The sequence below is a fragment of the Nitrospira sp. T9 genome, assembly GCF_052156535.1.
Taxonomy (GTDB): Bacteria; Nitrospirota; Nitrospiria; order Nitrospirales; family UBA8639; genus Nitrospira_E.
Genome location: NZ_JBQKUP010000029.1, coordinates 142,946 through 168,275, shown reverse-complemented (window position 1 = coordinate 168,275; position 25,330 = coordinate 142,946). Strand labels below are relative to the sequence as shown.

General features: G+C 47.2%; 24 protein-coding genes. 18 read left to right on the top strand and 6 right to left on the bottom strand.

Features of this window, described 5'->3' with window-relative positions:
- The first annotated feature begins 153 nt into the window (after positions 1 to 153).
- The gene (locus ACTRXD_RS05865; protein WP_442430906.1) at positions 154 to 2,565 is read left to right on the top strand and encodes an endonuclease MutS2; all 2,412 of its coding nucleotides are present in this window, start codon (positions 154 to 156) and stop codon (positions 2,563 to 2,565) included.
- On the opposite strand, the gene queG is transcribed toward ACTRXD_RS05865, so the two are convergent.
- The 5 genes from queG to ACTRXD_RS05840 form a co-directional block, all read right to left on the bottom strand.
- Positions 2,557 to 3,585, bottom strand: coding sequence for a tRNA epoxyqueuosine(34) reductase QueG (gene queG / locus ACTRXD_RS05860; RefSeq protein ID WP_442430905.1), 1,029 nt, complete (start codon positions 3,583 to 3,585; stop codon positions 2,557 to 2,559). The two genes, ACTRXD_RS05865 and queG, sit on opposite strands and share 9 nt — an antisense overlap.
- A gap of 30 nt (positions 3,586 to 3,615) precedes the next feature.
- Positions 3,616 to 3,990, bottom strand: a complete 375-nt coding sequence (locus ACTRXD_RS05855; protein WP_442430904.1) for a hypothetical protein — start codon at positions 3,988 to 3,990, stop codon at positions 3,616 to 3,618.
- A 324-nt stretch (positions 3,991 to 4,314) separates the two neighbouring features.
- Positions 4,315 to 5,964 carry a chaperonin GroEL gene (groL, locus tag ACTRXD_RS05850; protein ID WP_442430903.1) on the bottom strand — a complete coding sequence of 550 codons (1,650 nt, stop codon included), beginning with the start codon at positions 5,962 to 5,964 and terminating at the stop codon, positions 4,315 to 4,317.
- Positions 5,965 to 6,041: 77 nt separating this feature from the next.
- Complete coding sequence (locus ACTRXD_RS05845; protein WP_312641348.1) at positions 6,042 to 6,359, bottom strand: GroES family chaperonin; 318 nt, start codon at positions 6,357 to 6,359, stop codon at positions 6,042 to 6,044.
- A 252-nt stretch (positions 6,360 to 6,611) separates the two neighbouring features.
- A complete protein-coding gene (locus tag ACTRXD_RS05840; protein ID WP_442430902.1) occupies positions 6,612 to 7,652 on the bottom strand; it encodes an RNA polymerase factor sigma-32 in 1,041 nt (346 codons plus the stop codon).
- 324 nt (positions 7,653 to 7,976) lie between these two features.
- Here ACTRXD_RS05840 and ACTRXD_RS05835 point away from each other — a divergent pair, with 324 nt between their 5' ends.
- The 17 genes from ACTRXD_RS05835 (at position 7,977) to ACTRXD_RS05755 (ending at position 22,995) form a co-directional block, all read left to right on the top strand.
- Positions 7,977 to 9,116, top strand: a complete 1,140-nt coding sequence (locus tag ACTRXD_RS05835; protein ID WP_442430901.1) for an MFS transporter — start codon at positions 7,977 to 7,979, stop codon at positions 9,114 to 9,116.
- 40 nt (positions 9,117 to 9,156) lie between these two features.
- Complete coding sequence (locus tag ACTRXD_RS05830) at positions 9,157 to 10,386, top strand: bifunctional 3,4-dihydroxy-2-butanone-4-phosphate synthase/GTP cyclohydrolase II (RefSeq protein ID WP_442430900.1); 1,230 nt, start codon at positions 9,157 to 9,159, stop codon at positions 10,384 to 10,386.
- Between the two features lie 110 nt (positions 10,387 to 10,496).
- The gene (gene ribH / locus ACTRXD_RS05825; protein ID WP_442430899.1) at positions 10,497 to 11,006 is read left to right on the top strand and encodes a 6,7-dimethyl-8-ribityllumazine synthase; all 510 of its coding nucleotides are present in this window, start codon (positions 10,497 to 10,499) and stop codon (positions 11,004 to 11,006) included.
- Positions 11,003 to 11,530 (top strand): transcription antitermination factor NusB, encoded by a 528-nt coding sequence (nusB, locus tag ACTRXD_RS05820; protein ID WP_442430898.1) that lies wholly within the window; start codon positions 11,003 to 11,005, stop codon positions 11,528 to 11,530. Before ribH ends, nusB begins: the two co-directional genes overlap by 4 nt.
- A 12-nt stretch (positions 11,531 to 11,542) precedes the next feature.
- Complete coding sequence (gene purB / locus ACTRXD_RS05815) at positions 11,543 to 12,916, top strand: adenylosuccinate lyase (protein ID WP_442430897.1); 1,374 nt, start codon at positions 11,543 to 11,545, stop codon at positions 12,914 to 12,916.
- Positions 12,909 to 13,613, top strand: coding sequence for a phosphoribosylaminoimidazolesuccinocarboxamide synthase (purC, locus tag ACTRXD_RS05810; RefSeq protein WP_442430896.1), 705 nt, complete (start codon positions 12,909 to 12,911; stop codon positions 13,611 to 13,613). The genes purB and purC overlap by 8 nt, the downstream gene beginning before the upstream one ends.
- Before the next feature lie 115 nt (positions 13,614 to 13,728).
- Positions 13,729 to 13,974, top strand: coding sequence for a phosphoribosylformylglycinamidine synthase subunit PurS (gene purS / locus ACTRXD_RS05805; RefSeq protein ID WP_442430895.1), 246 nt, complete (start codon positions 13,729 to 13,731; stop codon positions 13,972 to 13,974).
- A gap of 91 nt (positions 13,975 to 14,065) precedes the next feature.
- Entirely contained in the window at positions 14,066 to 14,779 is a 714-nt protein-coding gene (gene purQ, locus ACTRXD_RS05800) for a phosphoribosylformylglycinamidine synthase subunit PurQ (protein ID WP_442430894.1), read from the top strand.
- A gap of 68 nt (positions 14,780 to 14,847) precedes the next feature.
- A complete protein-coding gene (locus tag ACTRXD_RS05795) occupies positions 14,848 to 15,054 on the top strand; it encodes a DUF433 domain-containing protein (RefSeq protein ID WP_442430893.1) in 207 nt (68 codons plus the stop codon).
- A 209-nt stretch (positions 15,055 to 15,263) separates the two neighbouring features.
- Complete coding sequence (purL, locus tag ACTRXD_RS05790) at positions 15,264 to 17,537, top strand: phosphoribosylformylglycinamidine synthase subunit PurL (RefSeq protein ID WP_442430892.1); 2,274 nt, start codon at positions 15,264 to 15,266, stop codon at positions 17,535 to 17,537.
- Positions 17,538 to 17,631: 94 nt separating this feature from the next.
- Positions 17,632 to 19,068, top strand: a complete 1,437-nt coding sequence (purF, locus tag ACTRXD_RS05785; protein ID WP_442430891.1) for an amidophosphoribosyltransferase — start codon at positions 17,632 to 17,634, stop codon at positions 19,066 to 19,068.
- 112 nt (positions 19,069 to 19,180) lie between these two features.
- Positions 19,181 to 19,735 (top strand): peroxiredoxin family protein, encoded by a 555-nt coding sequence (locus tag ACTRXD_RS05780; RefSeq protein ID WP_442430890.1) that lies wholly within the window; start codon positions 19,181 to 19,183, stop codon positions 19,733 to 19,735.
- A 46-nt stretch (positions 19,736 to 19,781) separates the two neighbouring features.
- On the top strand, positions 19,782 to 20,021 hold the full coding sequence (locus ACTRXD_RS05775; RefSeq protein ID WP_442430889.1) for a hypothetical protein: 240 nt from the start codon (positions 19,782 to 19,784) through the stop codon (positions 20,019 to 20,021).
- Positions 20,018 to 20,617 (top strand): hypothetical protein, encoded by a 600-nt coding sequence (locus ACTRXD_RS05770; protein WP_442430888.1) that lies wholly within the window; start codon positions 20,018 to 20,020, stop codon positions 20,615 to 20,617. The genes ACTRXD_RS05775 and ACTRXD_RS05770 overlap by 4 nt, the downstream gene beginning before the upstream one ends.
- Positions 20,618 to 20,680: 63 nt before the next feature.
- Complete coding sequence (locus tag ACTRXD_RS05765) at positions 20,681 to 21,484, top strand: tetratricopeptide repeat protein (RefSeq protein WP_442430887.1); 804 nt, start codon at positions 20,681 to 20,683, stop codon at positions 21,482 to 21,484.
- A gap of 46 nt (positions 21,485 to 21,530) precedes the next feature.
- On the top strand, positions 21,531 to 21,917 hold the full coding sequence (locus ACTRXD_RS05760) for a hypothetical protein (RefSeq protein WP_442430886.1): 387 nt from the start codon (positions 21,531 to 21,533) through the stop codon (positions 21,915 to 21,917).
- Between the two features lie 52 nt (positions 21,918 to 21,969).
- Positions 21,970 to 22,995 (top strand): methyltransferase, encoded by a 1,026-nt coding sequence (locus tag ACTRXD_RS05755; RefSeq protein ID WP_442430885.1) that lies wholly within the window; start codon positions 21,970 to 21,972, stop codon positions 22,993 to 22,995.
- Positions 22,996 to 23,084: 89 nt separating this feature from the next.
- Here ACTRXD_RS05755 and ACTRXD_RS05750 read toward each other — a convergent pair whose 3' ends face one another.
- A complete protein-coding gene (locus ACTRXD_RS05750; protein WP_442430884.1) occupies positions 23,085 to 25,265 on the bottom strand; it encodes an ATP-binding protein in 2,181 nt (726 codons plus the stop codon).
- Positions 25,266 to 25,330 lie beyond the last annotated feature (65 nt).

Here is a 25,330-nt window from a genome sequence, read left to right as displayed (position 1 = left end):
AGTAGATTACTTGCCAGGGACTCTTTGCTTTTATATCCTTCCAGTACATTTTTTTATTCACCCTTTTTTTTGAAAATCTCGCCGCTAAATCCAAGGCTTGTTCCGCTTGGAACGTCTTTTTGAACTGACACGCTAAAATAAAAGGTGTCTAGCATGATTCAACACACAGAACGGGTCCTGGAATGGCCTGTTTTGATCGATTGCCTTGCCAATGAAGCCGCCTCCACGATGGGGGCCGCTCGCTGTCGTGCGCTCGTTTTCGCAGCGGACATTCAGGCTGCCCGTATTCAACAACAAGAAACCACAGAAATGGTTGATATCCTCGAAGGCACCCATCCTCTGCCTTCCATGGTGTTTCCCGATATCAGAAATGTGCTGGCACGGGCTGAAAAAGAAGGAGTTCTGGACGGTCCGGATCTTCGAGATATTGCTTCGGTTGTAGGCCTGGGTCATACGATCAGACACCACCTGGAGATTCATGGCTCCCTCTTTCCGATGATCAGAGTTCGTTGTGAAAAACTTCAAGATCTGATGTGGATCAAGCACATGATTGATTCGTGCATTGATCGCAACGGCCATCTGCGAGAATCAGCGAGTCCTGAGCTCTATCAATTGACACAGAAACGTCAGGGGCTTCGTCAAACCATGCGTCGACAGTTGGAAGGGATGTTGGCTTCTCAAGAATATGAGGATCTTCTTCAAGGACAATACTTTGCTGAACGTGAGAATCGATACGTAATTCCGATTAAAGCCGAACGACAACATGCGATTGATGGGATTGTCCATGACATTTCCGGTAGTGGAGCCACGGTGTTTATTGAACCCCGTCATCTCTTTGAATTAAATAATTCCATTAAATTTGCCGACTTGCAGGTGGCTCAGGAAGAAAGGCATATACTGCAAGATTTGTCCAGTCGTGTCGCAGAACATGTTTGGTCCATCCGTGAAAATTTGGACTGCTTGGCCGATCTCGATTGCCTCATGGCCAAAGCACGCTTGAGCATTAAAACGCATGGCTCTCCCATTCACCTTACCCAAGAACATTGTATTGATCTGTACCAAGCCAGGCATCCCCTCCTGGCGTTGACCAAGGAACACGTCATACCCAATTCTATTCGTATTGAGGGCGATACCACAGTTCTCATCATTTCTGGACCAAATGCGGGCGGGAAGACAGTGTCATTGAAGCTTGTGGGATTATACGCGATGATGGTGAAAGTTGGGCTTCACCCGACTTGTGGCCCCGATTCTAAGATGGCACTGTTTGGACAGGTGTTTGCGGATATCGGAGATTCTCAAGATCTCAGTAAAGATGTATCCAGCTTTTCGGGCCATATTCTCAATATGATCGCCTTACTGAAAAATATCGGAACGCCAGCGAAACCAGTGAGCAGGGATATCCTTGTACTCCTGGACGAAGTCGGGAGCTCGACGGATCCTATTGAGGGCGCTGCATTAGCTGAAGCCCTCTTAACCCGTCTTTGCGAATTCGGGTGTACGATTATCGCGACCACGCATTATCCCACCTTGAAAACCCTTGCTTTTCGAAATCCTCATGTTCGGAATGCCAGTCAGGAATTCGATATGGTTACTCTCACTCCAACGTACCGGCTCATAGACGGAATTCCTGGGGGGTCTTCAGCCTTGGAGATTGCGGAACGATTGGGGTTGGATTCTGCAATCATTCAATCTGCCCAAGTTTTGATACAAAGACAAGACTACGATTTTGATGCGATCTTCCGGGCTCTGCAGAACACACATACTCGCTTAGAACGTGAATGTGAACAGGCCCAACACCTTCGTCTAGAGGCACAGCACCTGCTTGATGAGGCGGAAGTCACTCGCAATCAATTGCGGGCGCAGGAACGGGAAGACCGGCAACGATATCGGAAGCAGTGGCAACAAGAATTTTCCAAAGCACAACGGCAACTTAATCAAATCATCAATGACTTAAAAACGGACAAAACTCTTTCGAAGGTTCGGTCTATCCAGCAAACGATTGGTTCGGTGAATCAAGAAATACTCTCCCGCCTCCCCAATAATTCCCTGGAATCATCTGAACCTCTACACGAAGGGGACCTTGTGGAAATTGATCTATTGGGGACGATAGGGATCTTGCAGGAAAGTCTTGAAGGGAAAAAGCAGGTATCCATTCGTGTGGGTACCCAGACAATTAAAACCGCTCCTTCAGCCGTACGTCGAGCCACGGCTTCTTCCGGCAATAAATCTTTGTCAGGGCCACAACAATTGAGTCGGAAACGGTCTCCCTCCACAATTTCCACTGAGACAAGTCACCCAAGCGCTCATCAGGCAACAGGGCAATATCAACAGGAACTGTGTATTCGTGGGTTCAGGTTGGATGATGCGATGGAGATGACGCTTGCGGCCCTAGACCACGCCCTGGTCACACAAGCAAAATATCTTAAAGTCATCCATGGCCAGGGTTCTGGTGCACTCAAAACAGGAATTCGAACTTTTTGTCAATCCTCTCCCTATATTCAAAGCTTTCGACCCGGCGATCCAGCTGAGGGAGGGGACGGTGTGACCGTGATCGAATTACGATAAAGGAATCCGTGGAGGGTGATTATCGAGTCCCATCTGTACATTTCGGATAAAGCCCTCATGTTTAGGGCGGCGCAAGGGGCTCCCTGTCGTGAGTGATTGAAATTCATCTTTTGTCAGATTAACCAATTCAGGTAATTGGGGATGTAATGTCCATGGAAATGGCTGGAATCCTGGCTCCGTAGTGGCTTTTGCATTCACATTAAAAGGACAAATATCCAAACAATCGTCACAACCAAAAATTCTATTGCCTATTTTTTTTCTCAACTCGGTTGGCAGGTCATCTGCACTACCACGATATTCAATCGTCAAATATGAGATGCATCGTTCCGCATCAAGGAGATAGGGTTCCACGATGGCTCCAGTGGGACAAGCCTGAATACAGAGAGAGCATGTTCCACATAAATCCATGGCGGGTTCGTCAAAATCCAATGGCATGGTCGTTAGAATTTCTCCGAGCAACAGCCAAGACCCAAACTCGGTGGAAACGATATTGGTGTGTTTGCCGATCCAGCCAATGCCGGCTTCCTGGGCCCACGGTTTTTCCATGATGGGCCCCGTATCCACATAGCTCCGGGTCTGAATATCCGGTACGTGTGTGTGAAGGAAATTTTCTAACTGTTTAAGCCGGTCCTTCATGAACCCGTGATAGTCCTTCCCCCAGGCATATCGGGCAATTCGTCCAGCCGTCTTTGACTCATCCGGAGTATGACCAGTGTAGTAATTCATCCCCACGACTACCAGGGATTGGCAACCTGGAAGAACTTCTTCTGGGTTGGAGCGGCGTTTCGGATCCTTGGCTAACCATTCCATAGATCCATGAAAGCCTAAGTCCAGCCATTTTTTTAGCCGTTCCCATAACCGCAAGGTAATCGATTCCTCTGCATGGGAAATCGTATTTTGAGCCGGAGGGAAGAGTGTGGTGGGTAGAGGCGGTGGCAGACGAGCAATCCCAACAGCATCAAAGCCTAGTCGGCGGGCCTCTTCCTTGATTTGATTTGCCAGGATTGACCGAGGAGACATGATTACTCCTCCTCAGGATTAATTCGAGATTTATTTTTGTCCAGGGGTTCCCGGATTAGCAGGAGGAACATTGTTCGCACAATTAAACATCACGATAAATCTTCCCGTACATTGCTCGGTGGTACAAGCTTGACATGAGCCGACAATTGACGTTTCCCAGTCGGTTTGTTTCTCGTCAAATTGGCAAGAGGTTCTCCCTCCTTTGGAAATATCAACCCACGGTTCGGGATATCCAGGAAACTGGGCAACAGTACAGCCATTGGGAATGGGAACTCGACATTCAGCCTTGGCCTCGCCTTTTACCATACCAATGGTACAATTCGCTTCTGTTCGCGACTGGGCATCGGCTGCTTCACCCTTATTGATAAGTCCAAGCAAGTCGTTTTCGGTCGCGAGAAAAGCCACAATTGCCCACATTAATATCCGATAGGATTTTGTTTGACCAAAAATGACCTTGATTGTGTTTGGGTATAAATTCATAGTTTGCTGAATCTGGATCAAAGGATAGGGAATGCCGCATCAATACCATAAAAAGGTTTCATAATGATGGATTTCCTTATACCACATCACCCAAACAATTTGTCAAAAACTATTCCTTATGGAGGGCAACTATCAATTAACTTGGAAGTTTACTGTCTGATCTGCGAAGGAATTAAAGATTCAGAAATAGAAAACCCCCTGGAGGATCCAATCCTCCAGGGGGTTTTCACTAAATTCGTGAGTTGGATTTTAGAATCCGCCCATGCCGCCCATGCCACCCATGCCGTGATCATGACCGCCAGGCATCCCAGCACCTTCTGATTTCGCTTCTGGAATATCAGTGACCATAACTTCCGTAGTGAGCATGAGAGCCGCAACACTAGCAGCATTTTGCAACGCGCAACGTGCCACCTTGGTTGGATCAATCACACCGGCCTCAACCATATCCACAAATTCTCCGGTTCCAGCATTGTATCCTCGATTTGTGGATTCAAGTCGAACTTTTTCCACAATAATAGAACCTTCGGCGCCGGCATTGATGGAAATTTGTCGAATTGGTTCTTCCAGGGAACGCTTGACGATATTCACGCCAACTTGTTGATCGTGGTCTAATTTCATTTTATCCAGAGCCGGAACACAACGAAGGAGAGCCACGCCTCCGCCCGGAACAATGCCTTCCTCTACTGCGGCCTTGGTCGCATGAAGGGCATCTTCCACACGGGCTTTCTTTTCCTTCATTTCTGTTTCCGTTGCGGCGCCTACATTAATTACAGCAACGCCACCCACCATTTTCGCCAATCGCTCTTGTAATTTTTCCCGATCGTAATCGGATGTGGTTTCCTCAACCTGTGTTTTAATTTGTTTGACACGACCTTCAATTCGTTTCGGATCTCCAGCTCCTTCCACGATCGTGGTATTGTCCTTGTCAATGTTCACCCGTTTGGCCCTACCGAGGTCCGTCAGCTTCACACTTTCGAGTTTGAGGCCTACTTCTTCAGAAATTACTTGCCCGCCTGTCAGAGTGGCAATATCCTCCAACATGGCTTTTCGTCTATCACCAAAGCCAGGAGCCTTAACTGCTGCCACATTCAATGTGCCACGAAGTTTATTGACTACCAGTGTTGCCAGGGCTTCGCCTTCGACATCTTCAGCAATAATGACTAACGGTTTCCCCATTTTCGCAACTTGCTCCAGAATAGGGAGTAAGTCTTTCATGGCGCTGATTTTCTTTTCCACAATCAGTAAGAACGCGTCTTCCAATGAAGCTTCCATTCGATCTGCATTGGTCACGAAATAGGGAGAGATGTACCCGCGGTCAAATTGCATTCCTTCGACTACATCTAAGGATGTCGACATGGATTTGGCTTCTTCTACGGTGATGACGCCATCTTTTCCCACCTTATCCATTGCTTCGGCGATCAGGTCACCAATGGTGTGATCATTATTGGCGGAGATTGAACCAATCTGAGAAATTTCCTTTTTGGTCTGGCAGGGCTTGCTGAACTTTTTCAATTCTTCAATCGCAACTTCAACAGCTTTATCAATTCCCCGCTTAATCTCCATTGGATTGGCGCCTGCCGTGATATTTTTGACCCCTTCACGGTAAATGGCCTGGGCCAAAACTGTCGCAGTCGTGGTCCCATCACCAGCGGTATCACTTGTTTTACTTGCCACTTCCCGAACAAGCTGCGCGCCCATGTTTTCATACGGATTCTTTAACTCGATCTCCTTGGCTACCGTCACGCCGTCTTTGGTGATGGTTGGGGCACCAAATTTCTTGTCGAGAATCGCATTCCGGCCTTTTGGCCCTAATGTCGCCTTCACTGCATCTGCTAATTGATTCACTCCGCTCAATATAGACGCACGTGCCTTTTCACTGTATTGCAACTGCTTAGCCATACATATCCTCCTTTAAAAACATATTTTAGTGATGTGGAATGCCAATTAAAAAAGTGAGTTTGAACTTGATGGTGGTTTTAATTTTCGAAGACGCCCAAAATATCTTCTTCTTTCAAAATTAAACAATCATCGTTTTCAACCTTAATTTTGGTCCCAGAATACTTGTCAAACAGGACTTGATCGCCAACTTTCACATTTTCAACATCAGGGCCTGCAGCTTCGATAGTACCTCTTTGTGGTTTTTCACGAGCTGAATCCGGCACGTAAATTCCGCCTGCTGTCCGCTCTAATTCTTCCGTGTAGGCTACGAACACACGATCCCCTAAGGGACGGAATCCCTTCGCGCTACTTCCTTCTTTGGCTTCCTTCTTTTCCTTCTCTTTTGTGGCTGCCATGTCTGCCTCCTTCTTTGGTTGTTGCTAATTGAATAAGGAAATGGTGAGTACTAACTTTTAGGATGACGCACACCTGTTTGATGTTTCAAAAATGTGTCAACTTGCACGGAAAGATAAGTCTGGATGAATTGAAGTCAAGAGGGAAGGATAAGATTTTCAATAAGGACGAGAGGCGGAGGTCCATTTTTTTAGAAAAGAAAGCACCCTTAATTCTTGAGAGAAACAATTTCGTAGGTATATGAACTTACAGCATTATTTTCTGAGATGTTCAAAATCCTGGATATCCTTTTTCATAAGCTCTCGTAACTTCTTAATTATTTTAGCCTCCAGTTGACGAGTCCGCTCTTTGGTAATCATATATTTTCTTCCTAAGTCTTCTAAGGTCACGGGAGATTCCGATAGGAGTCGATTGCGAAGAATGTCCTCCTCTCGCTCTGATAGTGTTTGTGCAAATTCTGCCAACTTTTTTCGGAAGAGAAGACGCAACTGTGTATCAGCCAATTGGTCATCAATGGGAGCTTGGGTAGAGGGAAGAAGGTCATGAAACGTGCCTTCTCCGTCCGAAGTCATAGGCTGATCGAGGGAAAGTTCCCAACTTCCTAAACGTTGATCCATTTCCACAACATCTCGTTCACGCACATTTAACCGGTCTGCCAGTAACTTTGGGTCGGGGACATAGCCTTGTCGTTCCAGTTTGGCTTTTTCGCGACGAAGGTTATAGAAAAGGCGTCGTTGCTCCTGGGTTGTGCCTATTTTGACAAGACGAAAATTATTGAGGAGATACCGCAGCACAAAGGCTCGAACCCACCAGGCTGCATAGGCATAAAAGCGAACATTTTTTGTTGGATCAAATTTCTTCATGGCCTGCAAAAGCCCCACATTCCCTTCCTGGATCAAGTCCATTTGATCAATACCGGCAAGACCATATTCCGAGGCGATGGAGACACACACACGAAGGTTAGCTAAAATTAATTTCACTGCAGACTCTCGTGTCCCTAACGTCTGATATTCATGAAAGAGTTGAAGCTCTTCTTCTTTCGAAAGGAATGGATAACGGCGGACTTCGGCTAAGTATCGACTGAGCGTTGTAGTCGGAGTCAGTGCGGTTGAGACTGGATCCCACTTCGCCTGGTCTTCGGAGTCTTCTTCACTTTCAGGGTGGTTTTCTTGTTCCTTGGCATCATCAAGGATAATTTCATCACGGACCTCTTCATCAGGTAGTTCAGAAAGAGATTTTTTGACCACGACGTCGATCACATCGGGAGTCCGCTTTTTGGATGATTTCTGTGTCATGTTTGGCTTACTGATCTAGAAGGCAGGGTATGCCGTATTCTTCTGATATATTGTAATGAAATTTTCTTGAATCACCAAACGCATTTGACGAATTTTTCCAATTTCGGGGTGAAAAGGAGGTCTCAGAAATTTCCAATTCAGAGAAATATTGTTTATTTCAGGGAAATCTTTTTATAGTCTGGTCTTGGCTACAGATTTGAAAAATTATCCAGAAAGGCCTCCCATGCCCTTGAAAGAACCATGTTAAAAGAGGTATGCCAGTCACTTCGTTCCGGGCATTGGCCAACTCTCCTTGGTGCGTGGCTCCACTTTGAAATAAGTTTTATGGTGTGGCTTCTTATTGGCGCCATGGGTATTGCTATATCTGAAGAATTTTCTCTTACGGCTTCTCAAAAGGGCTTATTAATCGGCTTCCCATTGCTGGGTGGCGCTTTGCTTCGAATTGTCGTGGGGCCGTTAGGAGACCGATTCGGGGCTAAAGTTGTGGGATTGGGCATACTGGGCTTGGAAGGCATCGGGTTACTGTTGGGATGGTTAGGTGGAACCACTTTCGAGTCTATGCTGGGAATTGGACTCTTTTTAGGATTTGCGGGAGCCAGCTTTGCAATTGCTCTGCCTTTGGCTAGCCAAGCCTATCCCGCAGCCCATCAGGGGTTGGCCATGGGGGTTGTGGCGATTGGAAATAGTGGTGTGCTGTTGGCTGCGTTTATGGCCCCACGCCTTGCGGAAGGGGTTGGATGGCATCAGGTTTTCGGCATCATGCTCCTACCTGTTATGGGGACAGCCCTCATGTTTTTCTGGTTGGTTCAATCAGCCCCCGTAAGGAATAAAACCGATCCCTCAAAAAATGACAGTATTGGAATTTTTTTGCGAAAAGGGATTCAGGATCCAGTCATGTACTGGTTATGTTTTTTGTATGGTGTGACATTCGGAGGATTTGTAGGGCTTTCGAGTTATCTCCCGATTTTTCTTCACGATCAATTTCACGTCGGCATGGTAAAGGCTGGAACATTGACCGCACTTGGCGCTTTAGCGGGAAGTGTGGTCCGTCCTCTGGGAGGATTTCTTGCGGATCGCCATGGCGGCATCGCCTTATTGCAAGGGCTCTATCTTATAATAGCCGCCTTATGCCTGATATCGGGGAATCTTGATAGTTTTGTCTTGAGCTATGCCATGATTCTCCTAATTATGCTTTGCTTCGGATTTGGAAATGGAGCCATTTTCCAGGTTGTTTCCTATCGATTCAAATCGGTTATGGGTACGGCTTCCGGTTTTGTTGGTGCGGCAGGAGGTCTTGGAGGATTCCTCCTACCATACGGGTTTGGATGGTTAAAGGAGCTAACTGGGACCTTCTCTTCAGGATTTTTCACTTTGGGCATGGTTTCAGGATTGGCAGGCATTAGTGTTATGATGTTTCAGCGTTCGACTCGGTTAACCAAACACAAATCCATTCCAGAAATTTAACGAACTTGCCTGAAACGTTTGCCCGTCAAGGGAGTCACCCATGAAAAAAGAAACCGCCCCAATACACAAACCTCAATTTCATACCATTGCCGAAACTTTACAGGATATTCAGGCTGGCAAATGCATCATTCTTGTTGACGATGAGGACCGCGAAAATGAGGGCGATTTGGTCATGGCAGCTGAAAAGGTCACGTCGGAACATATTAACTTTATGGCGAAATACGGCCGAGGATTAATTTGCCTGGCCCTCACCCCCGATCGAGTTGAGGAGTTAAAACTTCCCCCACAGACGAATGAAAATACCGCACCCTATGGCACAGCCTTTACCGTATCGATTGATGCCGCCAAGAATATTACCACTGGGATCTCCGCTGCTGATCGGGCCACCACGATTCAATTGGCCGTGGATCCAAGAGCCAAGCCAGCTGATTTTGCCAGACCTGGGCACATCTTTCCTTTAAAAGCTAATAAAGGCGGGGTATTGCGCCGTGCCGGACAAACCGAAGGGTCTGTCGATCTTGCCCGGCTGGCCGGGCTGTATCCCGGGGCAGTGATCTGCGAAATTATGAATGATGATGGCACGATGGCCCGGGTTCCTCACCTAATGAAATTTGCAAAGCACCATGGTTTGAAAATCATCACAATTAAAGACCTGATTCAATATCGATTGCATCGAGAAACGTTTGTGAAGCAAGTTGCCACCGCAAATCTTCCCACACGTTTTGGTCATTTTCAGTCGGTCGTTTTTGAAAACGAACTTGATGCCGGAACACACATCGCCTTGGTGAAAGGGGAGATCGATGATCTTCCAACGTTGGTGCGAGTCCATTCAGGCTGTCTGACAGCCGATGTCTTTGGGTCATTGCGCTGTGATTGTCGGGAGCAACTCCATCGAGCAATGGAAATAATTGAACGGGAAGGCAAAGGGGTCCTGCTGTACTTAAATCAGGAGGGACGGGGAATCGGGCTCACCAATAAAATTCGGGCCTACCACCTTCAGGACCAGGGCAGTGATACAGTCGAAGCCAATTTACAATTGGGGTTTAAGGCTGATTTGCGGGATTACGGAATTGGCGCCCAAATTTTAGTTAATTTAGGTCTTAAAAAAATCAGACTCATCACCAACAATCCAAGGAAAATTGTGGGAATCGAGGGTTATGGGTTGGAAGTGGTGGAACGAGTATCCATTGAGATTACTCCCCAGGAGTCAAATGTGCACTACTTGCGCACGAAAAAGGCCAAATTAGGCCACCTCTTGAATAATGTGTAGTGAGGACTTGCGGTTCTTTCTGGCAAGTGGTACACACTGAATCGCGGATCGCTACTCTCTTGATTCTTGTAATGAGAGAGTGAGTCTCAAAGGAGAATTACTTAACCAACATGGCGAATCAGGAGCGTGGTGACGAGGCAAACTGTCAGGTTGCGATCGTGGTCAGTACTTTTAACGAGGTTGTGACCAGCCGCTTATTGGCTGCAGCTGAATCCACCCTGACCCAATTAGGCACCCCGCCAGACAACAGGAAGGTCATTCGGGTTCCTGGAGCATTTGAGATTCCCTTAATAGCAAAGACACTGGCCCAATCTCATCAATTTGATGCCGTTATTTGTTTAGGGGCAGTGATCCGCGGAGAAACTCCACATTTCGAATATATTTGTGCCGAGACAAGTCGGGGGATCGGCCAAGCAGCTCTGGAAACTGGCATTCCAATTATTTTCGGAGTGCTGACTACGGATACGGTTGATCAGGCAATGGAACGTTCTGGGGCACCTGAACGAAATAAAGGGGCTGATGCAGCGCGTACGGCTCTTGAAATGGCGGTCTTAATGAAACGTTTGAGTAAAACCAACATCCGTCAGTCTGGCTTTTTAAGGGAATCCACAACATTATGACCATGACTGTTCCATCCGATACACCGCAAGCCAATCAAGCCCATGGACGGCCATCTAGACGCCTGGCCCGCCAGCTTGCATTGCAAATGCTTTTCCAGCATGAATTTCAGGATCAAAATCCTACATGGCAAGAAAAGTTTTGGGCAAGTCAATCGGCTTCCCCGGAAGTCCAAACATTTACCTCTATCCTCTTTCTTGGTGTCATCACGAATCAGTCCGAAATTGACAATATCATTCGTGATTTTGCCATCGACTGGTCTTTGCAGCGGATGCCGGTCGTGGATAGGAATATCCTCAGATTCTCCATTTACGAATTATTGTGGGAGCCCGATATTCCGGCCATGGTCACCATCAATGAAGCGGTTGAATTGGCTAAATTATTTGCAGATGATGAGGCCAGACGATTCGTAAATGGACTGTTAGACCATGTGCTCCGGGCTGAACCAAGGCTTGCCATCAAGCGAGGCCAAATTCAACAAAAAAATCCTGCGCCAAAATTTTCTGATCCGTCACCTACCGCCTAATTGCCCTTTCCCATGATTGACCGCTACACGTTACCCCGTATGGGAATCGTTTGGACTCAGACCCACAAATATGAGTTGTGGTTGCAGGTTGAACTTGCCGTGTGCGAAGCCATGGAACAGATGGGTCAGGTCCCTTATGGCGTGGCAGCCCGCATTCGAAAAAAAGTCACGATTAATCCTTTACGAATCGGGGCGATCGAACAAGTTACAAAGCATGATGTTATTGCCTTTCTGGAATCGGTGTCCGAGCAGGCAGGGAAAGACAGTCGATTTCTCCATGTTGGGCTCACCTCCTCGGACATTGTGGACACATCCCTTTCATTGCAATTATCGGAAGCAGCCCAATTGATTCGTGAGGATGTCAGGAAATTGCTCAGTGTCTTGCGGGATTTAGCCTTTGCGCATCAGAATACTCTGATGGTGGGACGTTCGCATGGGATCCATGGAGAGCCTATTTCCTTCGCATGGAAGGTGGCCATTTGGTATCAGGAGTTTCAACGGCAGGAACTCCGCTTAAAAGCGGCAATCGCCGACATTGCTGTTGGCAAGCTTTCAGGGGCCATGGGAACGTTTGCCCATCTTTCTCCCTCGATAGAAAAAACGGTATGTCAACGGTTAGGATTGAAGCCGGCGCCTATCTCAAATCAGGTACTTCAGCGGGATCGGCACGCCGCCTTCCTCTCGGCGTTGGCCCTGATGGCGGCCAGTATTGAAAAGGTGGCGACGGAGATACGTCATTTGCAACGAACGGAAGTCTTGGAAGCGGAAGAGTATTTTGAACCTGGTCAAAAAGGCTCCTCTGCCATGCCGCATAAACGAAACCCGATCAGCTCGGAAAATTTATGCGGTCTTGCTCGAGTGATTCGCGGCAACAGTCTGGCTGCCCTGGAAAATGTCGCTTTGTGGCATGAACGAGACATTAGCCATTCATCTGCGGAGCGGATCATCCTTCCCGATAGCACGATTCTGATCGATTACATGTTGGTCCGTTTAACCAACATGTTATCCAAGCTGGTGGTCTATCCTGAACGAATGATGGCCACTCTCAATCAAACCGGCGGCCTCATCTATTCGCAACGGCTACTACTGGCGCTGGTGGATAAAGGTGCGATCAGAAAAGACGCCTATGAGCATGTACAGCAACATGCCATGGCTGCCTGGAGGGGAGAGGGGAGTTTTCAAATCCTTATTGAGCAGGATCCTTTTATTGCCAAACATCTTAGTACCAAAGAAATTGCGACATGTTTTAATCCCAAAACCTACTTGCGCCATCAACAGCAGATTTTCACGCGCGTGTTTGGAAGGCAAGTTCGACGAAAGAGCTCAACACCAACCCGGCTTACTCCTTCAAAGAAAACTTCAAAAAAGAGGAAATACATTGACTAAAGGAAATTTGCTCTACGAAGGAAAAGCCAAAAAGATTTTTCTGACCGAGAAGGACGACGAGCTCATTCAGTACTTCAAGGACGATGCGACCGCCTTTAACGCCGAAAAACGTGGGACGATTATGGAAAAAGGCGTTGTCAATAATGCGATTTCCGCAAAACTGTTCCAACATCTTGCCGACGCCGGAATTCCCAGTCATTTCATTCAGCAAATCAATGACCGGGAGATGTTAACGCGTCGGGTAAAAATTATTCCGGTTGAAGTGGTGGTGCGTAATCGAGCCACCGGCAGCATTGTCAAACGTTTAGGTTTGGAAGAAGGCTTGATTATTGATCCTCCCTTAGTCGAGTTTTTCTATAAGGATGATTCACTGGGCGATCCTCTTATCTCTGAAGACCATATTCGATTGTTGAAATTGGCCACACCAGGACAAATCGAGGAACTCCGACAACAGGCTCTCAAAATCAACGAAGTGCTCAAACCTTTTTTTCAGAAAAAGGGCATGTTTCTGGTGGATTTTAAGTTAGAATTTGGATTATGGAATGGTCAGATTATTTTGGCAGATGAAATTTCTCCGGACACATGCCGTTTTTGGGATATCCAAACCGGAGAACGCATGGATAAGGATCGTTTCCGAAAAGATTTGGGCCGGATCGAGGAAACCTATCAAGAAGTTCTCAAGCGGGTTTGCGGATAATTCACGAAGTAGGCAGCTTTGTGTTCATGCTTTGGCACCGACTATCTTGTTGACGGATCTGTCTATTTCGTAAAACGTTTATTCACCGGGTGCATGTTACTCCTTCCGGAAAATTATGAAAGCCAAAATTTACATCACACTCAAAAACGGAATTCTTGATCCCCAAGGTCGAGCTATTCAGCAATCTCTTCAAACCCTTGGTTTTGAATCAGTTGGAGAGGTCCGAATTGGAAAATTTATCGAAGTTGATCTTTCTGAAACAGACGCGACGTCCGGTGAAACTACCATCAAAGCGATGTGCGAAAAACTTCTTGCCAATACGGTCATTGAAGAATATCAATACGAGATCCTTGAGGCATAGTGGTCTCTCCATTGTTCCCCCTGATTCAATTCGATCCTTTCTCTCCTGATAACTCTTATCTCAGTATGAATGTCAACGAGCAGAGAATGATATGAATATCGGCATCATTGTCTTTCCCGGATCCAATTGTGATCGTGATTGTGCGCATGTTCTTTCGGAGGTTATGGGACAAACGGCACAGTTTATCTGGCATCAAGAGAGATCCGTCAAGGGCATGGATGCCATCATCCTGCCAGGGGGGTTTTCTTATGGTGATTATCTGCGCGCGGGTGCCATAGCCAGATTTTCTCCCATCATGGAGGCCGTCGTTGAGTTTGCCGGGCGGGGAGGAATGGTCCTAGGCATCTGTAATGGATTTCAAATGCTTTTGGAGCTTGAATTATTACCCGGTGCCATGTTGCGCAACAGGGATCTTTCCTTTATTTGTGAAGATCATTATATACGGGTAGAAAACGCGAATACTCCATTTACCAATCACTGTGAACCCGGACAGATTCTGAAGCTCCCGATTGCCCATGCTGAAGGAAATTATTATACCAACCCGGTGACGTTGTCCGCCTTGCAGGCCAATGCGCAAATCGTCTTTCGATATTGTGATCGCGAAGGCAAAGTGACTTCCCAAGCCAATTCCAATGGATCGCTGGATAACATTGCGGGAATCCGCAACGCGGCCGGCAACGTCCTTGGTCTGATGCCTCATCCAGAACGAGGGGCAGAACACCTGCTCAATAATGAGGATGGAATGTATATTTTTCGATCCATGCTTTCAGCGTTGGAAACACACAAAACACCTCAACCGGTATAGGCTCGATTGCCGTTATCCGCCCTTCCCTTTCGGTCAAGGCCACCATGGAAGTTTTTCCGGGAATTACGATGACTCCAGACATCTGCCAAGGGAAACCATGTGTGGCAGGCACTGCCGTTGATGTGGCTACCGTGGTCGGAACCCTTGGGATCGGAAAATCATTTCATGAGGTTCAAGAAGCATTGAATCTGACATATGAACAAGTGCTCACGGCGTTACGCTATGCTTCCTATGTCACGGATCATTTGCCCCTTCGTCTCCCTTCAGGTCATTAAGCCACAGGACAGTATGACGGTGTTTATGCTAAATTCCCTTTCATAGCAATAATGACTCTCCTGACTTTCAAATGTGCATGTCTGAAACATTAAGGAAATCAATTTCATGGGTTTGTTCAGAAATTATTAGTGACATATTCGGTTTTTCATCTCTTTCATTCCCCTTGTGCTAATTGGGAAAGATTTTCATACAAAATGAGTTATTTGCCATGACCCAGGAATCAAAAGTCCTGCCCAAGGGACCCCTTACACCAAAAATTATTGAACAGCATGGTCTGTCCGAGGATGAGTATCAGCAAATCCTCAAGCATCTTGGTCGTGAGCCGAATCTCACTGAGTTGGGTATCTTTTCTGTGATGTGGAGTGAACATTGCAGTTATAAGAGTTCACGCATTCATTTGAAACGATTTCCGACAGAGGGTGAGCGGGTGGTTCAAGGGCCGGGAGAAAATGCCGGTGCCGTGGATATTGGAGAGGGACTCGCGGCAGTGTTCAAGATGGAATCGCACAATCACCCCTCATATATTGAGCCGTTTCAAGGGGCGGCAACAGGTGTCGGTGGGATTCTACGCGATATTTTTACCATGGGAGCACGCCCGATCGCGTTATTGAATTCCCTGAGATTCGGAGAATTGGACCTTCCCAGGAATCAGCACATTCTCAAAGGAGTCGTTTCTGGAATTTCTTCCTATGGGAACTGTATGGGAGTGCCAACGGTAGGGGGAGAAATTACGTTTAACGATATTTATTCAAAAAATCCATTAGTGAATGTCTTTTGTCTGGGTATCGTGAAAAAAGATCGTCTCCTGCGTGGCTTAGCTAAAGGTGCTGGAAATCAAGTGCTCTATATTGGTGCCAAAACAGGACGAGATGGGATTCATGGCGCCACCATGGCCTCTGACAGTTTTGACGATGCATCTGACAAGAAGCGTCCGAATGTACAAGTCGGCGATCCATTTTTAGAGAAGTTATTGCTTGAAGCGTGCCTTGAATTTTTAGAACAGGATCTCTTAGTTGGGATTCAGGACATGGGGGCGGCCGGGCTGACCAGCTCCTCCTGTGAAATGGCCTCACGTGCTGGAACCGGTATTGACATGGATTTGGCTAAGGTGCCTCGCCGTGAACCGCACATGACTCCTTATGAAATTTTACTATCGGAATCCCAGGAAAGGATGCTCCTGGTGGCTCAACCTGGCAAGGAAGAGTCAGTGCTCGCAATCTGCCGAAAATGGGGAATTGATGCCGCCGTGGTCGGGCAGGTGACAGGTGATGGATTCTTACGAATTAGAGAGGGCAACCAGATTGTAGCGGAAATACCGGCGCATGCTCTCGCTGAAGAGGGTCCACGCTATGAACGGCCTGCTGCACCACCTCCTTATCAAGAGTTTTTGCAATCCTTAAATATCGATACGCTTCCAGAAGTCAAAAAACCTGCCGAGGTGTTATTGAAATTATTAGCTTCACCCACTATTGCGAGCAAACGTTGGGTCTTTCGGCAATACGATCATATGGTGGGAACCAATACCGTGGTCTGTCCCGGTTCCGACGCCGCCGTGGTCCGCATTAAAGGGACCACGAAAGCCTTGGCCATGACGACGGATGGCAATAGTCGATACTGCCTGCTGAATCCCTATTTGGGAGGAGGATTAGCCGTGGCTGAAGCCGCGAGAAATTTGGTCTGTGCGGGTGCCCAACCGATCGGAGTGACCGACTGCCTAAATTTCGGCAACCCGGAGCGTCCCGACATCATGTGGCAATTCATCATGGCGGTCGAAGGGATCGCCGATGCCTGTCGAACATTCGAAATTCCTGTAGTCAGTGGAAACGTGAGCTTTTATAACGAGACGAATGGCCTGTCCATTTATCCAACACCAATTTTGGGAATGGTGGGACTTATTGAGCGCCCGGAAGACATTACCACTCAATGGTTTAAACAATCAGGCGATCATATTTTCTTGTTGGGGGAGACGAAAGAAGATTTAGGCGGGACAGAATATCTCAAGGTCATTCATTCTCGCGAACAAGGCAATCCCCCTTGGTTGGATGTGGACCGAGAAAAAGCTCTCCAATCCTTCCTACTCACCTTAATCCAAAAGGGGCTTGTGCAATCAGCGCATGATTGCTCAGAAGGGGGATTACTTGTGACATTAGCCGAATGCTGTCTGACCCATCCTTCCGCGCTATTCGGAGCAACTGTTATACTGAACCAAGATCGTTTGCGTCTAGATGCTCTACTTTTTGGAGAAAGTCCTTCACGGGTTGTCGTCTCGGTTAAATCTGGGGACGTCAAGCAATTGATGGAAATGGTTCAAGGCTCAGGGGTGCCATGCACCGAATTAGGCCAAGTCACTCAAGGAAATATGGATATTACTGTTCGTGGAAATCATGGTCGGCCAGTGTGTCAGATAAGCCTGCCCCTTTCTGAAATGGCAGACCAATGGCACCATGCTCTTGCACGACAACTTGGAGTCGAAGGATCGTGAGCAAGTTTGGTTATTCCTTAAATTTGAATTGGTTAGTTTTTATGATTGCTCAAGACGATCTGGTCTGTTTGAGGACACCATGAGAAAGTTACCGATGGTACGGTCTATGCCTTCCCCGGACGGGTTTCATGAAGAATGTGCTGTCTTTGGAATTGCGGGATCGAAAGAAGCTGCGAATCTGACGTACCTGGGCCTTTATGCCCTACAACATCGGGGGCAGGAAGGCTCTGGTATTGTGTCCTCCGATGGAGAGCAATTCTTTCAAAAAAAAGGTCTAGGTCTCGTTGCTGATATTTATTCCAAAAAAACGTTACGCGAACTTTCGGGAACAAAGGCGATCGGGCATAACCGATACTCGACCGCAGGCAGTGGACAGTTGCAAAACGTTCAACCCTTGTCCGTCAATTTCGCGTTTGGCAATTTGGCGTTGGCTCACAATGGAAATTTAGTGAATGCCGGGGTGCTTCGAGGTGAACTCGAGGCCTATGGGGCTATTTTTCAATCGGACTCCGATAGCGAGGTCATCATTCATCTGATTGCTCACTCCAAGGGAGACACGATTGTGAATCGGGTGATTGACGCCTTAAGTATGGTTCGAGGGGCTTTTTCTTTGGTGCTGTTAACCGATGATCAATTGATCGCCGCTCGCGATCCGTTTGGATTTCGCCCGCTGTGTTTAGGGCGGTATAAAAGCAGCTGGGTCGTGGCATCCGAGACGTGCGCCTTCGATCTGATTGATGCCAAGTTCGTCCGTGAAGTTGAACCGGGAGAAATTATTGTCATTCAGGGTACAGAATTGACCTCCTATCATCCGTTTCTCGAACGCTCGCGCGCCCAGTGTGTATTTGAATACGTCTATTTTGCGAGACCGGATTCGAAAATTTTTGGCCCGAATGCGGTGTATCCGGTTCGTAAAGCCTTTGGGCGTCAACTGGCTAAGGAGTGTCCCGCCGACGCAGACATGGTCATTCCTGTTCCGGATTCCGGTGTTCCTGCGGCCTTGGGCTATGCTGAAGGGATGGGGTTACCGTTTGAGATCGGACTAACCCGAAATCACTATGTGGGACGAACCTTCATTGAGCCGCAGCAAGCCATTCGCCATTTTGGCGTAAAGTTGAAATTGAATCCTGTCCCGGATGTCCTGGAAGGGAAACGGATTGTGGTTGTGGACGACTCCCTTGTTCGAGGCACCACCAGTCGGAAAATTGTCAAAATGCTTCGACAGGCCGGTGCTCGGGAAATTCATCTGCGCATCAGTTCTCCACCTGTCATTGCCCCATGTTATTATGGCATTGATACGCCGACCCAAAAAGAACTCATAGGGTCAAATCTCAACATTGAAGAAATTCGTCGTTATGTCACGGCCGATAGTTTGGGGTACCTTAGCCTGGAAGGTATGTTGGCAATGGCTCCGGGCTTTTCCCATCATTATTGCAATGCCTGTTTTACGGATAATTATCCCATCATGTTGACCAAAGCCGAACAACTACAACTCGGATTATTCGAACCGGATCAACTCTTTCGCTCTTAAATGTATTTCCGTTTTGTTGCCGCCCCAAAAATTCGTGTGTTAGGCTTTTGAGGATGTGAAGGTTGAATCTCTGATTATATGCCTTAGGAGGTGCCATGAACAGGAGGAGCCTATGAAAAGGAATATTCTTCAGGTATTGATTGGAGTCATCTTAATACTAAGCACCGGTTTTATCGTGCACGCGGGAAGTTTCTTTAAAGTCGGGGAGTCCGCTCCTAATTTCTCACTAACGGGATTGGATGGCCGACCTCTCTCCCTTGACCAGTTTAAGGGTAAGGTGGTGGTTCTAGGACTCTTTCATATTTGCGAGCCGTGCTTAATCCAGAGTACCAATCTCCAGAGGGTACATGATGCCACAAAAGACAAATCTGTCGCGGTGATCGGAGTCAATTCATCTGGCGACTCCCTGGCAGATGTCAGGGAATTCCTACAAGGATTCCCGTTGAAGATTACGTATCCCTATCTTTTGGACCCCGAAAAGAAAACAGACAAACTCTATGGCGGGGGGAAATTTATTCCCAATGTGTATGTCATTGATCAAAATGGTCTTATTCGTTGGCAGCGTGTTGGGAATTTCTTTACTGACGGCACATTAGCCGGACATGAAGCGATTCTTCAGGAAGTGGAGAAATTGTTGGAGGCACCGCCTGCTTCCTCGACCATGTAGGTCGATGACTCCTTTTAAACATTCTTGAACCGAATGTTAGGGCACTATGGACGAACTAGAAGACGGAAAACAAAAATTTCTTGAGATCGTGAAATCCCTAGATGCGGCCGTTGAGGTCGTCATTCCGACCACTCCTTCGCGCAGTCTTTTACTCATTTCCCTTACTAAAGGCTCCAATCGTAAATTTATTACGGTCCATGAGGATGACATGTTGGATCTTCCAGAAGATCCGGGCGTTCAAGCCAAAACCACAGCCCTTCTCCAAGAAAGTCTGGAAACCCTATGAAAACCATTCTGCCCAATATTTCTGAATGGTCCTGGTTTTCTGAGGAAAAACAGCTTAATTTTAACGGTCATTTATTGGCCGTGGGGGAACATCGAATATTAGTCGACCCACCTCCCATGAATGCCGGTGATATGGCCATGACGCAGCGGGGAGGGGCTCTAGATTATATTATCTTGACCAATAGAGACCATGAACGGGAAGCGGCCAATTTCAGAAAAACCTTTAACTGTCAGGTGATGGCGCCGGAATTAGATGCCAAGGAGATGACCCTTTCCGTTGATAAAATCTTTAAAGATGGGGAATTGCTTCCAGGGGGAATTTGGGTTGTTCAACTTTCGCATCAAAAATCTCCAGGAGAAAGTGCGTTATTTTTGCAGCAGGGTCAAGGGGTACTTATTGTGGGAGATGCGATTATTGGAGATCCTCCAGGTTCACTCCGGCTTCTGCCGTCGGAAAAATATGTTGATATTGTTCAAGCCCGCGACAATCTTCGTCGATTATTAAAGTATACCTTTGATAGCCTCCTGGTGGGAGACGGAACATCCCTGCTCACCGGAACCAAGCCTGCACTTGAACAATTATTGAAAAATGAATGAATTGAAAACCTCATAATGGCCTGGAAGGTTTTTCATCCGCACTGTGACCACAGGTGAGCACCTATGGCCTGGTCTCAATCCGCCAATCTCAACTCTTTAGGCAATCGCCATTTTTCCAAAGGCTTTTATACAGAGGCTTTTCAATGTTATGCGCAGGCTCTGGAAGTTGATCGTCAAAATGGAGACCAACGGTCATTGGCCACCACACTGGGCAATTTGGGTAACATTTGCGCCGTGAGTGGTCGTCGAGAACAAGCGAGATCCTATTATAGTGAGGTGTTAGAGCTTCAAAAAATTCTGGGTGACGAACGGGGGATTAGTACGACTTTAGCCAATTTGGGTAACCTTTCGGCCGATGCCGGCGAATGGGAACGTGCCCGGGCGTATTATCTAGAAGCTTTGGATTTAATGAATCATTTGTCCGACTATGCCGGAAAGGCGGTTTTACTCTCTGATTTGGGATTAGTCGCGAGGGAAACGGGCAAGGAAGAAGATGCGCTCGCCTATTATCAGGAATCCCTGATCTTAATGCGCCGGGTCGGGAATGAAGCTGGACAATCCGATGTCTTTCGTATGATGGCACGGTTGTATTTAAGTCAACGACGATTTGGGGAAGCGCAATCCTGCACCTTGACCAGCCTGGATGTTGCCAGACGGTTGAAAGATGAACTGCGAATGGGCGGTGCCTGGTATATTCTTGCCAGTTGCCATGAAGCCCAAGGTCAATGGAGCCAAGCCGTGCACTACTTACAAAAAGTTGTACGCATAGACCAAAAATATCTACTGCCTAAACTCGACGAAAATACCCAGCGACTAAGGGCTTTAGAATCCCAGCTGAGCGCCAGAACGGGAACAACACATGAGTGAGTCTTGCACCCCTTCAACTCTATGGCCTGAGGCCAGAATTTATCTTGTGGATGAAATTCAAGGGTGGATGGATATCGATACTATGGAAGCCTTAACCCTTCCCTTACCGGACGAGGACTGGTTGCTTGAAATCACCGCCGACGGCAAGCTGGTGTGCATGGCAGGATACGATCTGGAGGATATGAAAAGCATGTTGTCGGATGGGACGCCAGAAGACTTAGGAACCGACGAACTTGCAAAACAGGCCAAATTTTACCTACAACAAACTGTTTCCAAATACCGGTCAAAACTCATGCGTCTCGGTTTCACGGAACGAATTGAGATGAATGAATCGCATGTTGCCGCTTATTATGAACGCCCGGTCGACTTCGGAAACCTTGCTGACCTCCATCAACAAATCAAGACCTGCCTGACATGGTTCTCAACTCACTAACTACATATCCGATTCCCACATCGAGGCACTCACTCAGATTAGCTAAACCATCGTGAAACCGATTCCAATTTCCATTAAATCCTTCAAGCAATTTCGAGAGGCCATCTATGCCTTTCGATTGCCAAGAATTATTTTTTCGGCATTAGATCTGAATTTATTTACAAAGATGGATGATCGGGATTGGACGATTCCGGAGTTAGCCAAACGGGTACGGGTGAGCCAACGTGGACTCGCAATCTTGTGCCGGAATCTTGCTAGTATAGGATTATTGGTCAAATCACAATCAGGATATCGTCTCGCTCCGTTTTCCAAACGCTACCTCCAGGAATCCAGCACGGACTTTCAAGGAGACTATTTGGTGCTCATGCAGCGCCAATGGAGCGAATGGTCTCATTTAACGGAAGTGATTCGTGCCGGTCAGCCACTGGACAGCCAGAAACCGGAAACCATTGAATATCGACGATCATTTTCCTGGGCCATGCATCACCGGTCGATCCAACCGGCTAGGGAGGTTGCCCAACAAATTTCTTTGAAGGCGGATCGTACTCTACTGGATTTAGGCGGTGGCCCTGGCACTTATGCTATGGCCTTTTTAGCGAAGAATCCAATACTTCACGCTACAGTGATGGATAGGTCCGCCGCTCTGGACGTCGCCCGTACGCTGGCGGAACAGTCTTCTTTGGGAACCCGCTTGACCTACCAAGCTGGTGATTTTTTAACAGCACGCATTTCAGGCACCTATGATGTTGTCTGGTATTCCAATGTGCTCCATATCTATTCTCCTACAGACAACCTGAAAATTTTCAAAAAAATTAAACGAATTCTCAATCCTGGTGGACGGCTGCTCATCCAAGATACCTTTTTGCAGGATACAAATGACCTTCAACCCCTTGAAGCCAATCTCTTTGCCGTCTCCATGTTGCTCTATACCCAGCGGGGCAACACCTATTCCGTGCGAGAGGTTCGAGATTGGCTTCAAAGAGCTGGGCTCACTCGTTCACGGCTTCTTCATCTGAAAAAGGGAACCGGAGATTGGGAGGGGCAATTGGTTGAAGGACGCCTTCCGCGTTCTGGATAACCGTTCTGTATGGCTATTCAAACCCCAATTCCTTATGCCCGAAGCGTGAATATGCCTTGATTCAGAATTCGTGGTTTTATAGGGGTGATTCAATCAAGATTGGGGAGTTCGGCCTTTGGGGACACACTCTGGGCTGGAGAAATTGATGTGGGTGCTGGAGAATTTGGGAGATTTACAAGAAAGGTGGTTCCCCCTCCTTTCACACTTTGGACTTCAATACTTCCTCGATGTTCTTGAATGATTTGATGGGCAATGGCCAATCCCAAACCTGTTCCCTCATGTTCCTGACTCAAGTGCTTTGTGGTAAAAAAAGGATCAAATATATGCTCGATGTCTTCCGGATTTATTCCTTTTCCAGTATCGTGTATGTCCACCTGCACCCAACCCTGAACCACACCTGAACCAATCTTTCGAGTCCGCACTGTTAACACCCCACCCTCCGGGAGCATGGCTTCCACGGCATTAAACAACAGATTGAGGAACACCTGCTTCAATTGCTGCCGATCGGCAAATACCTTTGGCAACCCATGAGCCAAATCGGTTTCGACGACAATTAATTCATGAGAGGGTCGAATTCTGAGGGTATACAGACAGGATTCCACAATATCATTGAGATCTTCTTCCTTGAGAAACGGTTCCATTGGTTTGGCATAATCCAAGATCTCTCGAGTGAGCCGCTCGATTCGAAACACATCTTCTTTGACGACCTTACTAAATCGAACCAGAAACTGTTCATCATCCTTTCGTTCAGGTGCCAGATCCACGAAAGCTTTAATCGAGGTCAAGGGATTTCTAATTTCGTGAGCCAATCCGCCGGCCATGGTCTCCAGAGATCGAAGGCGATCCGTTCGACGAACCAACGATTGGGAGCGCTTGAGCTCTTCATAGAGCAAGGCATTGTCTAACGCCACGGACGCTTCTTGGGATAAGGTAGTTAATAAATCCAAATCCTGGGTCGTATACCCTCCGCCACTTTTCGTATTAGGTCCAAACACACAAAAACCTAAGAGCCGGGTTTTGTTAACCAAGGGCAAACAAACTTCTGTTCCAATATGGGCGAGCTGTGCGATGACGGCTTCAGAGTCGGAGTTGATGGTAGAGAGTTCCAATTCATGGATGACAAAACAGGACGTGCCTTGTCTCCACATTTCTAGCAACGTAGGCGTTTTATGCAAATAGAGGACTGGAAGATCTGTGGTGGATTTTCCAAAGCTGGATACCGGTCGATAATCCTGACTGCTGGAACTTCGTAAATATAAAACTCCCCATTGCAATCCTAATGTGGGGCAAATGGATTCCACGATAGTGGCCGTCAAATCTTTTAATTCCAATATGGATAGGAGGGACTTAGAGAAATGTACCACCGTTTCATGTCGATTATATCGTTCCTTGAACAGTGATTTCGTGATTAATGTTTTTGCTTCCCGCTTCAAGGAGGACGCTCCAAGTACTAAGATGAGCAACACGGTGAGTTCAACAAAAGAATAGGCGATATTAATTTGCCCAAAATACAGACTCTGGCCAAGGAGGAGGATCGGATAGGCCGGGAAAGCCACGAGTGCTAACAAGAGGCCTCCCGTGATGCTGCGTTCAACAGCCGTCCCGAGATCCATCAGTCTGTATCGTAGGAGCGTATAGGCGACGACCGACGTATAGACCGTCAGTAGGATTGTGCCGTTTGGTGGGATTTCAATTCCATACCAGAGCGGAAAAGTCGTCATCCCCCCTAAGTAGGCAATGACTGATCCGATAGTGAGAAGGAAAAATCGTGAACGTTCAGGACCGGTTCTGGTCCGAGCTCCCCGATAAAGTAACCACGTTCCATAAATAGTCGATAGGCCAAATCCCAGGAGATAGATATGAAAAAATGGACCGGGTTGCGGCCAAAATGGAAAATCACCGACATGATGGACATCAGCCACGAAATAGGTGGTAAAATTCGCGCCGAAATAAATAAGACTAGCTCCCCATCCAAGACGAATAACCCCTCTGTTGGCTTCCACATCATCCAATAAGGTCAGGACGTGCCACAGATAGGCTGGCGGAAGAAAAATGGCTCCGGCCATTAACAATCGAACAAAGAGAAGGGCAAGATCGTGAGTGGAAGAAAGGTGCCATGCGCAATACCCATATCCCCAAATGGCGGCAGCTAAACAATACAGGGCATAGGCTTGATGCTTGGAGCTGTGAGGATTTTTGGCATAGACAATAAGGCCGGAGGCTGTGGCGGCCAGACCATTCAAGAGTCCGCTGAAGGCGTAAAAATTCACGTGAAAAACAAGGACAGATGAGAGATTACCCTAGATTATGGCTCTGACATCTTTGAAGGCCTATT

Coding starts and splice junctions, on each gene's coding strand:
- ACTRXD_RS05865 (WP_442430906.1), top strand. CDS start 154: ATGATTCAACACACAGAACGGGTCCTGGAATGGCCTGTTTTGATCGAT.
- queG (WP_442430905.1), bottom strand. CDS start 3,585: ATGTCTCCTCGGTCAATCCTGGCAAATCAAATCAAGGAAGAGGCCCGC.
- groL (WP_442430903.1), bottom strand. CDS start 5,964: ATGGCTAAGCAGTTGCAATACAGTGAAAAGGCACGTGCGTCTATATTG.
- ACTRXD_RS05845 (WP_312641348.1), bottom strand. CDS start 6,359: ATGGCAGCCACAAAAGAGAAGGAAAAGAAGGAAGCCAAAGAAGGAAGT.
- ACTRXD_RS05840 (WP_442430902.1), bottom strand. CDS start 7,652: ATGACACAGAAATCATCCAAAAAGCGGACTCCCGATGTGATCGACGTC.
- ACTRXD_RS05835 (WP_442430901.1), top strand. CDS start 7,977: ATGGTGTGGCTTCTTATTGGCGCCATGGGTATTGCTATATCTGAAGAA.
- ACTRXD_RS05830 (WP_442430900.1), top strand. CDS start 9,157: ATGAAAAAAGAAACCGCCCCAATACACAAACCTCAATTTCATACCATT.
- ribH (WP_442430899.1), top strand. CDS start 10,497: ATGGCGAATCAGGAGCGTGGTGACGAGGCAAACTGTCAGGTTGCGATC.
- nusB (WP_442430898.1), top strand. CDS start 11,003: ATGACCATGACTGTTCCATCCGATACACCGCAAGCCAATCAAGCCCAT.
- purB (WP_442430897.1), top strand. CDS start 11,543: ATGATTGACCGCTACACGTTACCCCGTATGGGAATCGTTTGGACTCAG.
- purS (WP_442430895.1), top strand. CDS start 13,729: ATGAAAGCCAAAATTTACATCACACTCAAAAACGGAATTCTTGATCCC.
- purQ (WP_442430894.1), top strand. CDS start 14,066: ATGAATATCGGCATCATTGTCTTTCCCGGATCCAATTGTGATCGTGAT.
- ACTRXD_RS05795 (WP_442430893.1), top strand. CDS start 14,848: ATGACTCCAGACATCTGCCAAGGGAAACCATGTGTGGCAGGCACTGCC.
- purL (WP_442430892.1), top strand. CDS start 15,264: ATGACCCAGGAATCAAAAGTCCTGCCCAAGGGACCCCTTACACCAAAA.
- purF (WP_442430891.1), top strand. CDS start 17,632: ATGGTACGGTCTATGCCTTCCCCGGACGGGTTTCATGAAGAATGTGCT.
- ACTRXD_RS05780 (WP_442430890.1), top strand. CDS start 19,181: ATGAAAAGGAATATTCTTCAGGTATTGATTGGAGTCATCTTAATACTA.
- ACTRXD_RS05775 (WP_442430889.1), top strand. CDS start 19,782: ATGGACGAACTAGAAGACGGAAAACAAAAATTTCTTGAGATCGTGAAA.
- ACTRXD_RS05770 (WP_442430888.1), top strand. CDS start 20,018: ATGAAAACCATTCTGCCCAATATTTCTGAATGGTCCTGGTTTTCTGAG.
- ACTRXD_RS05765 (WP_442430887.1), top strand. CDS start 20,681: ATGGCCTGGTCTCAATCCGCCAATCTCAACTCTTTAGGCAATCGCCAT.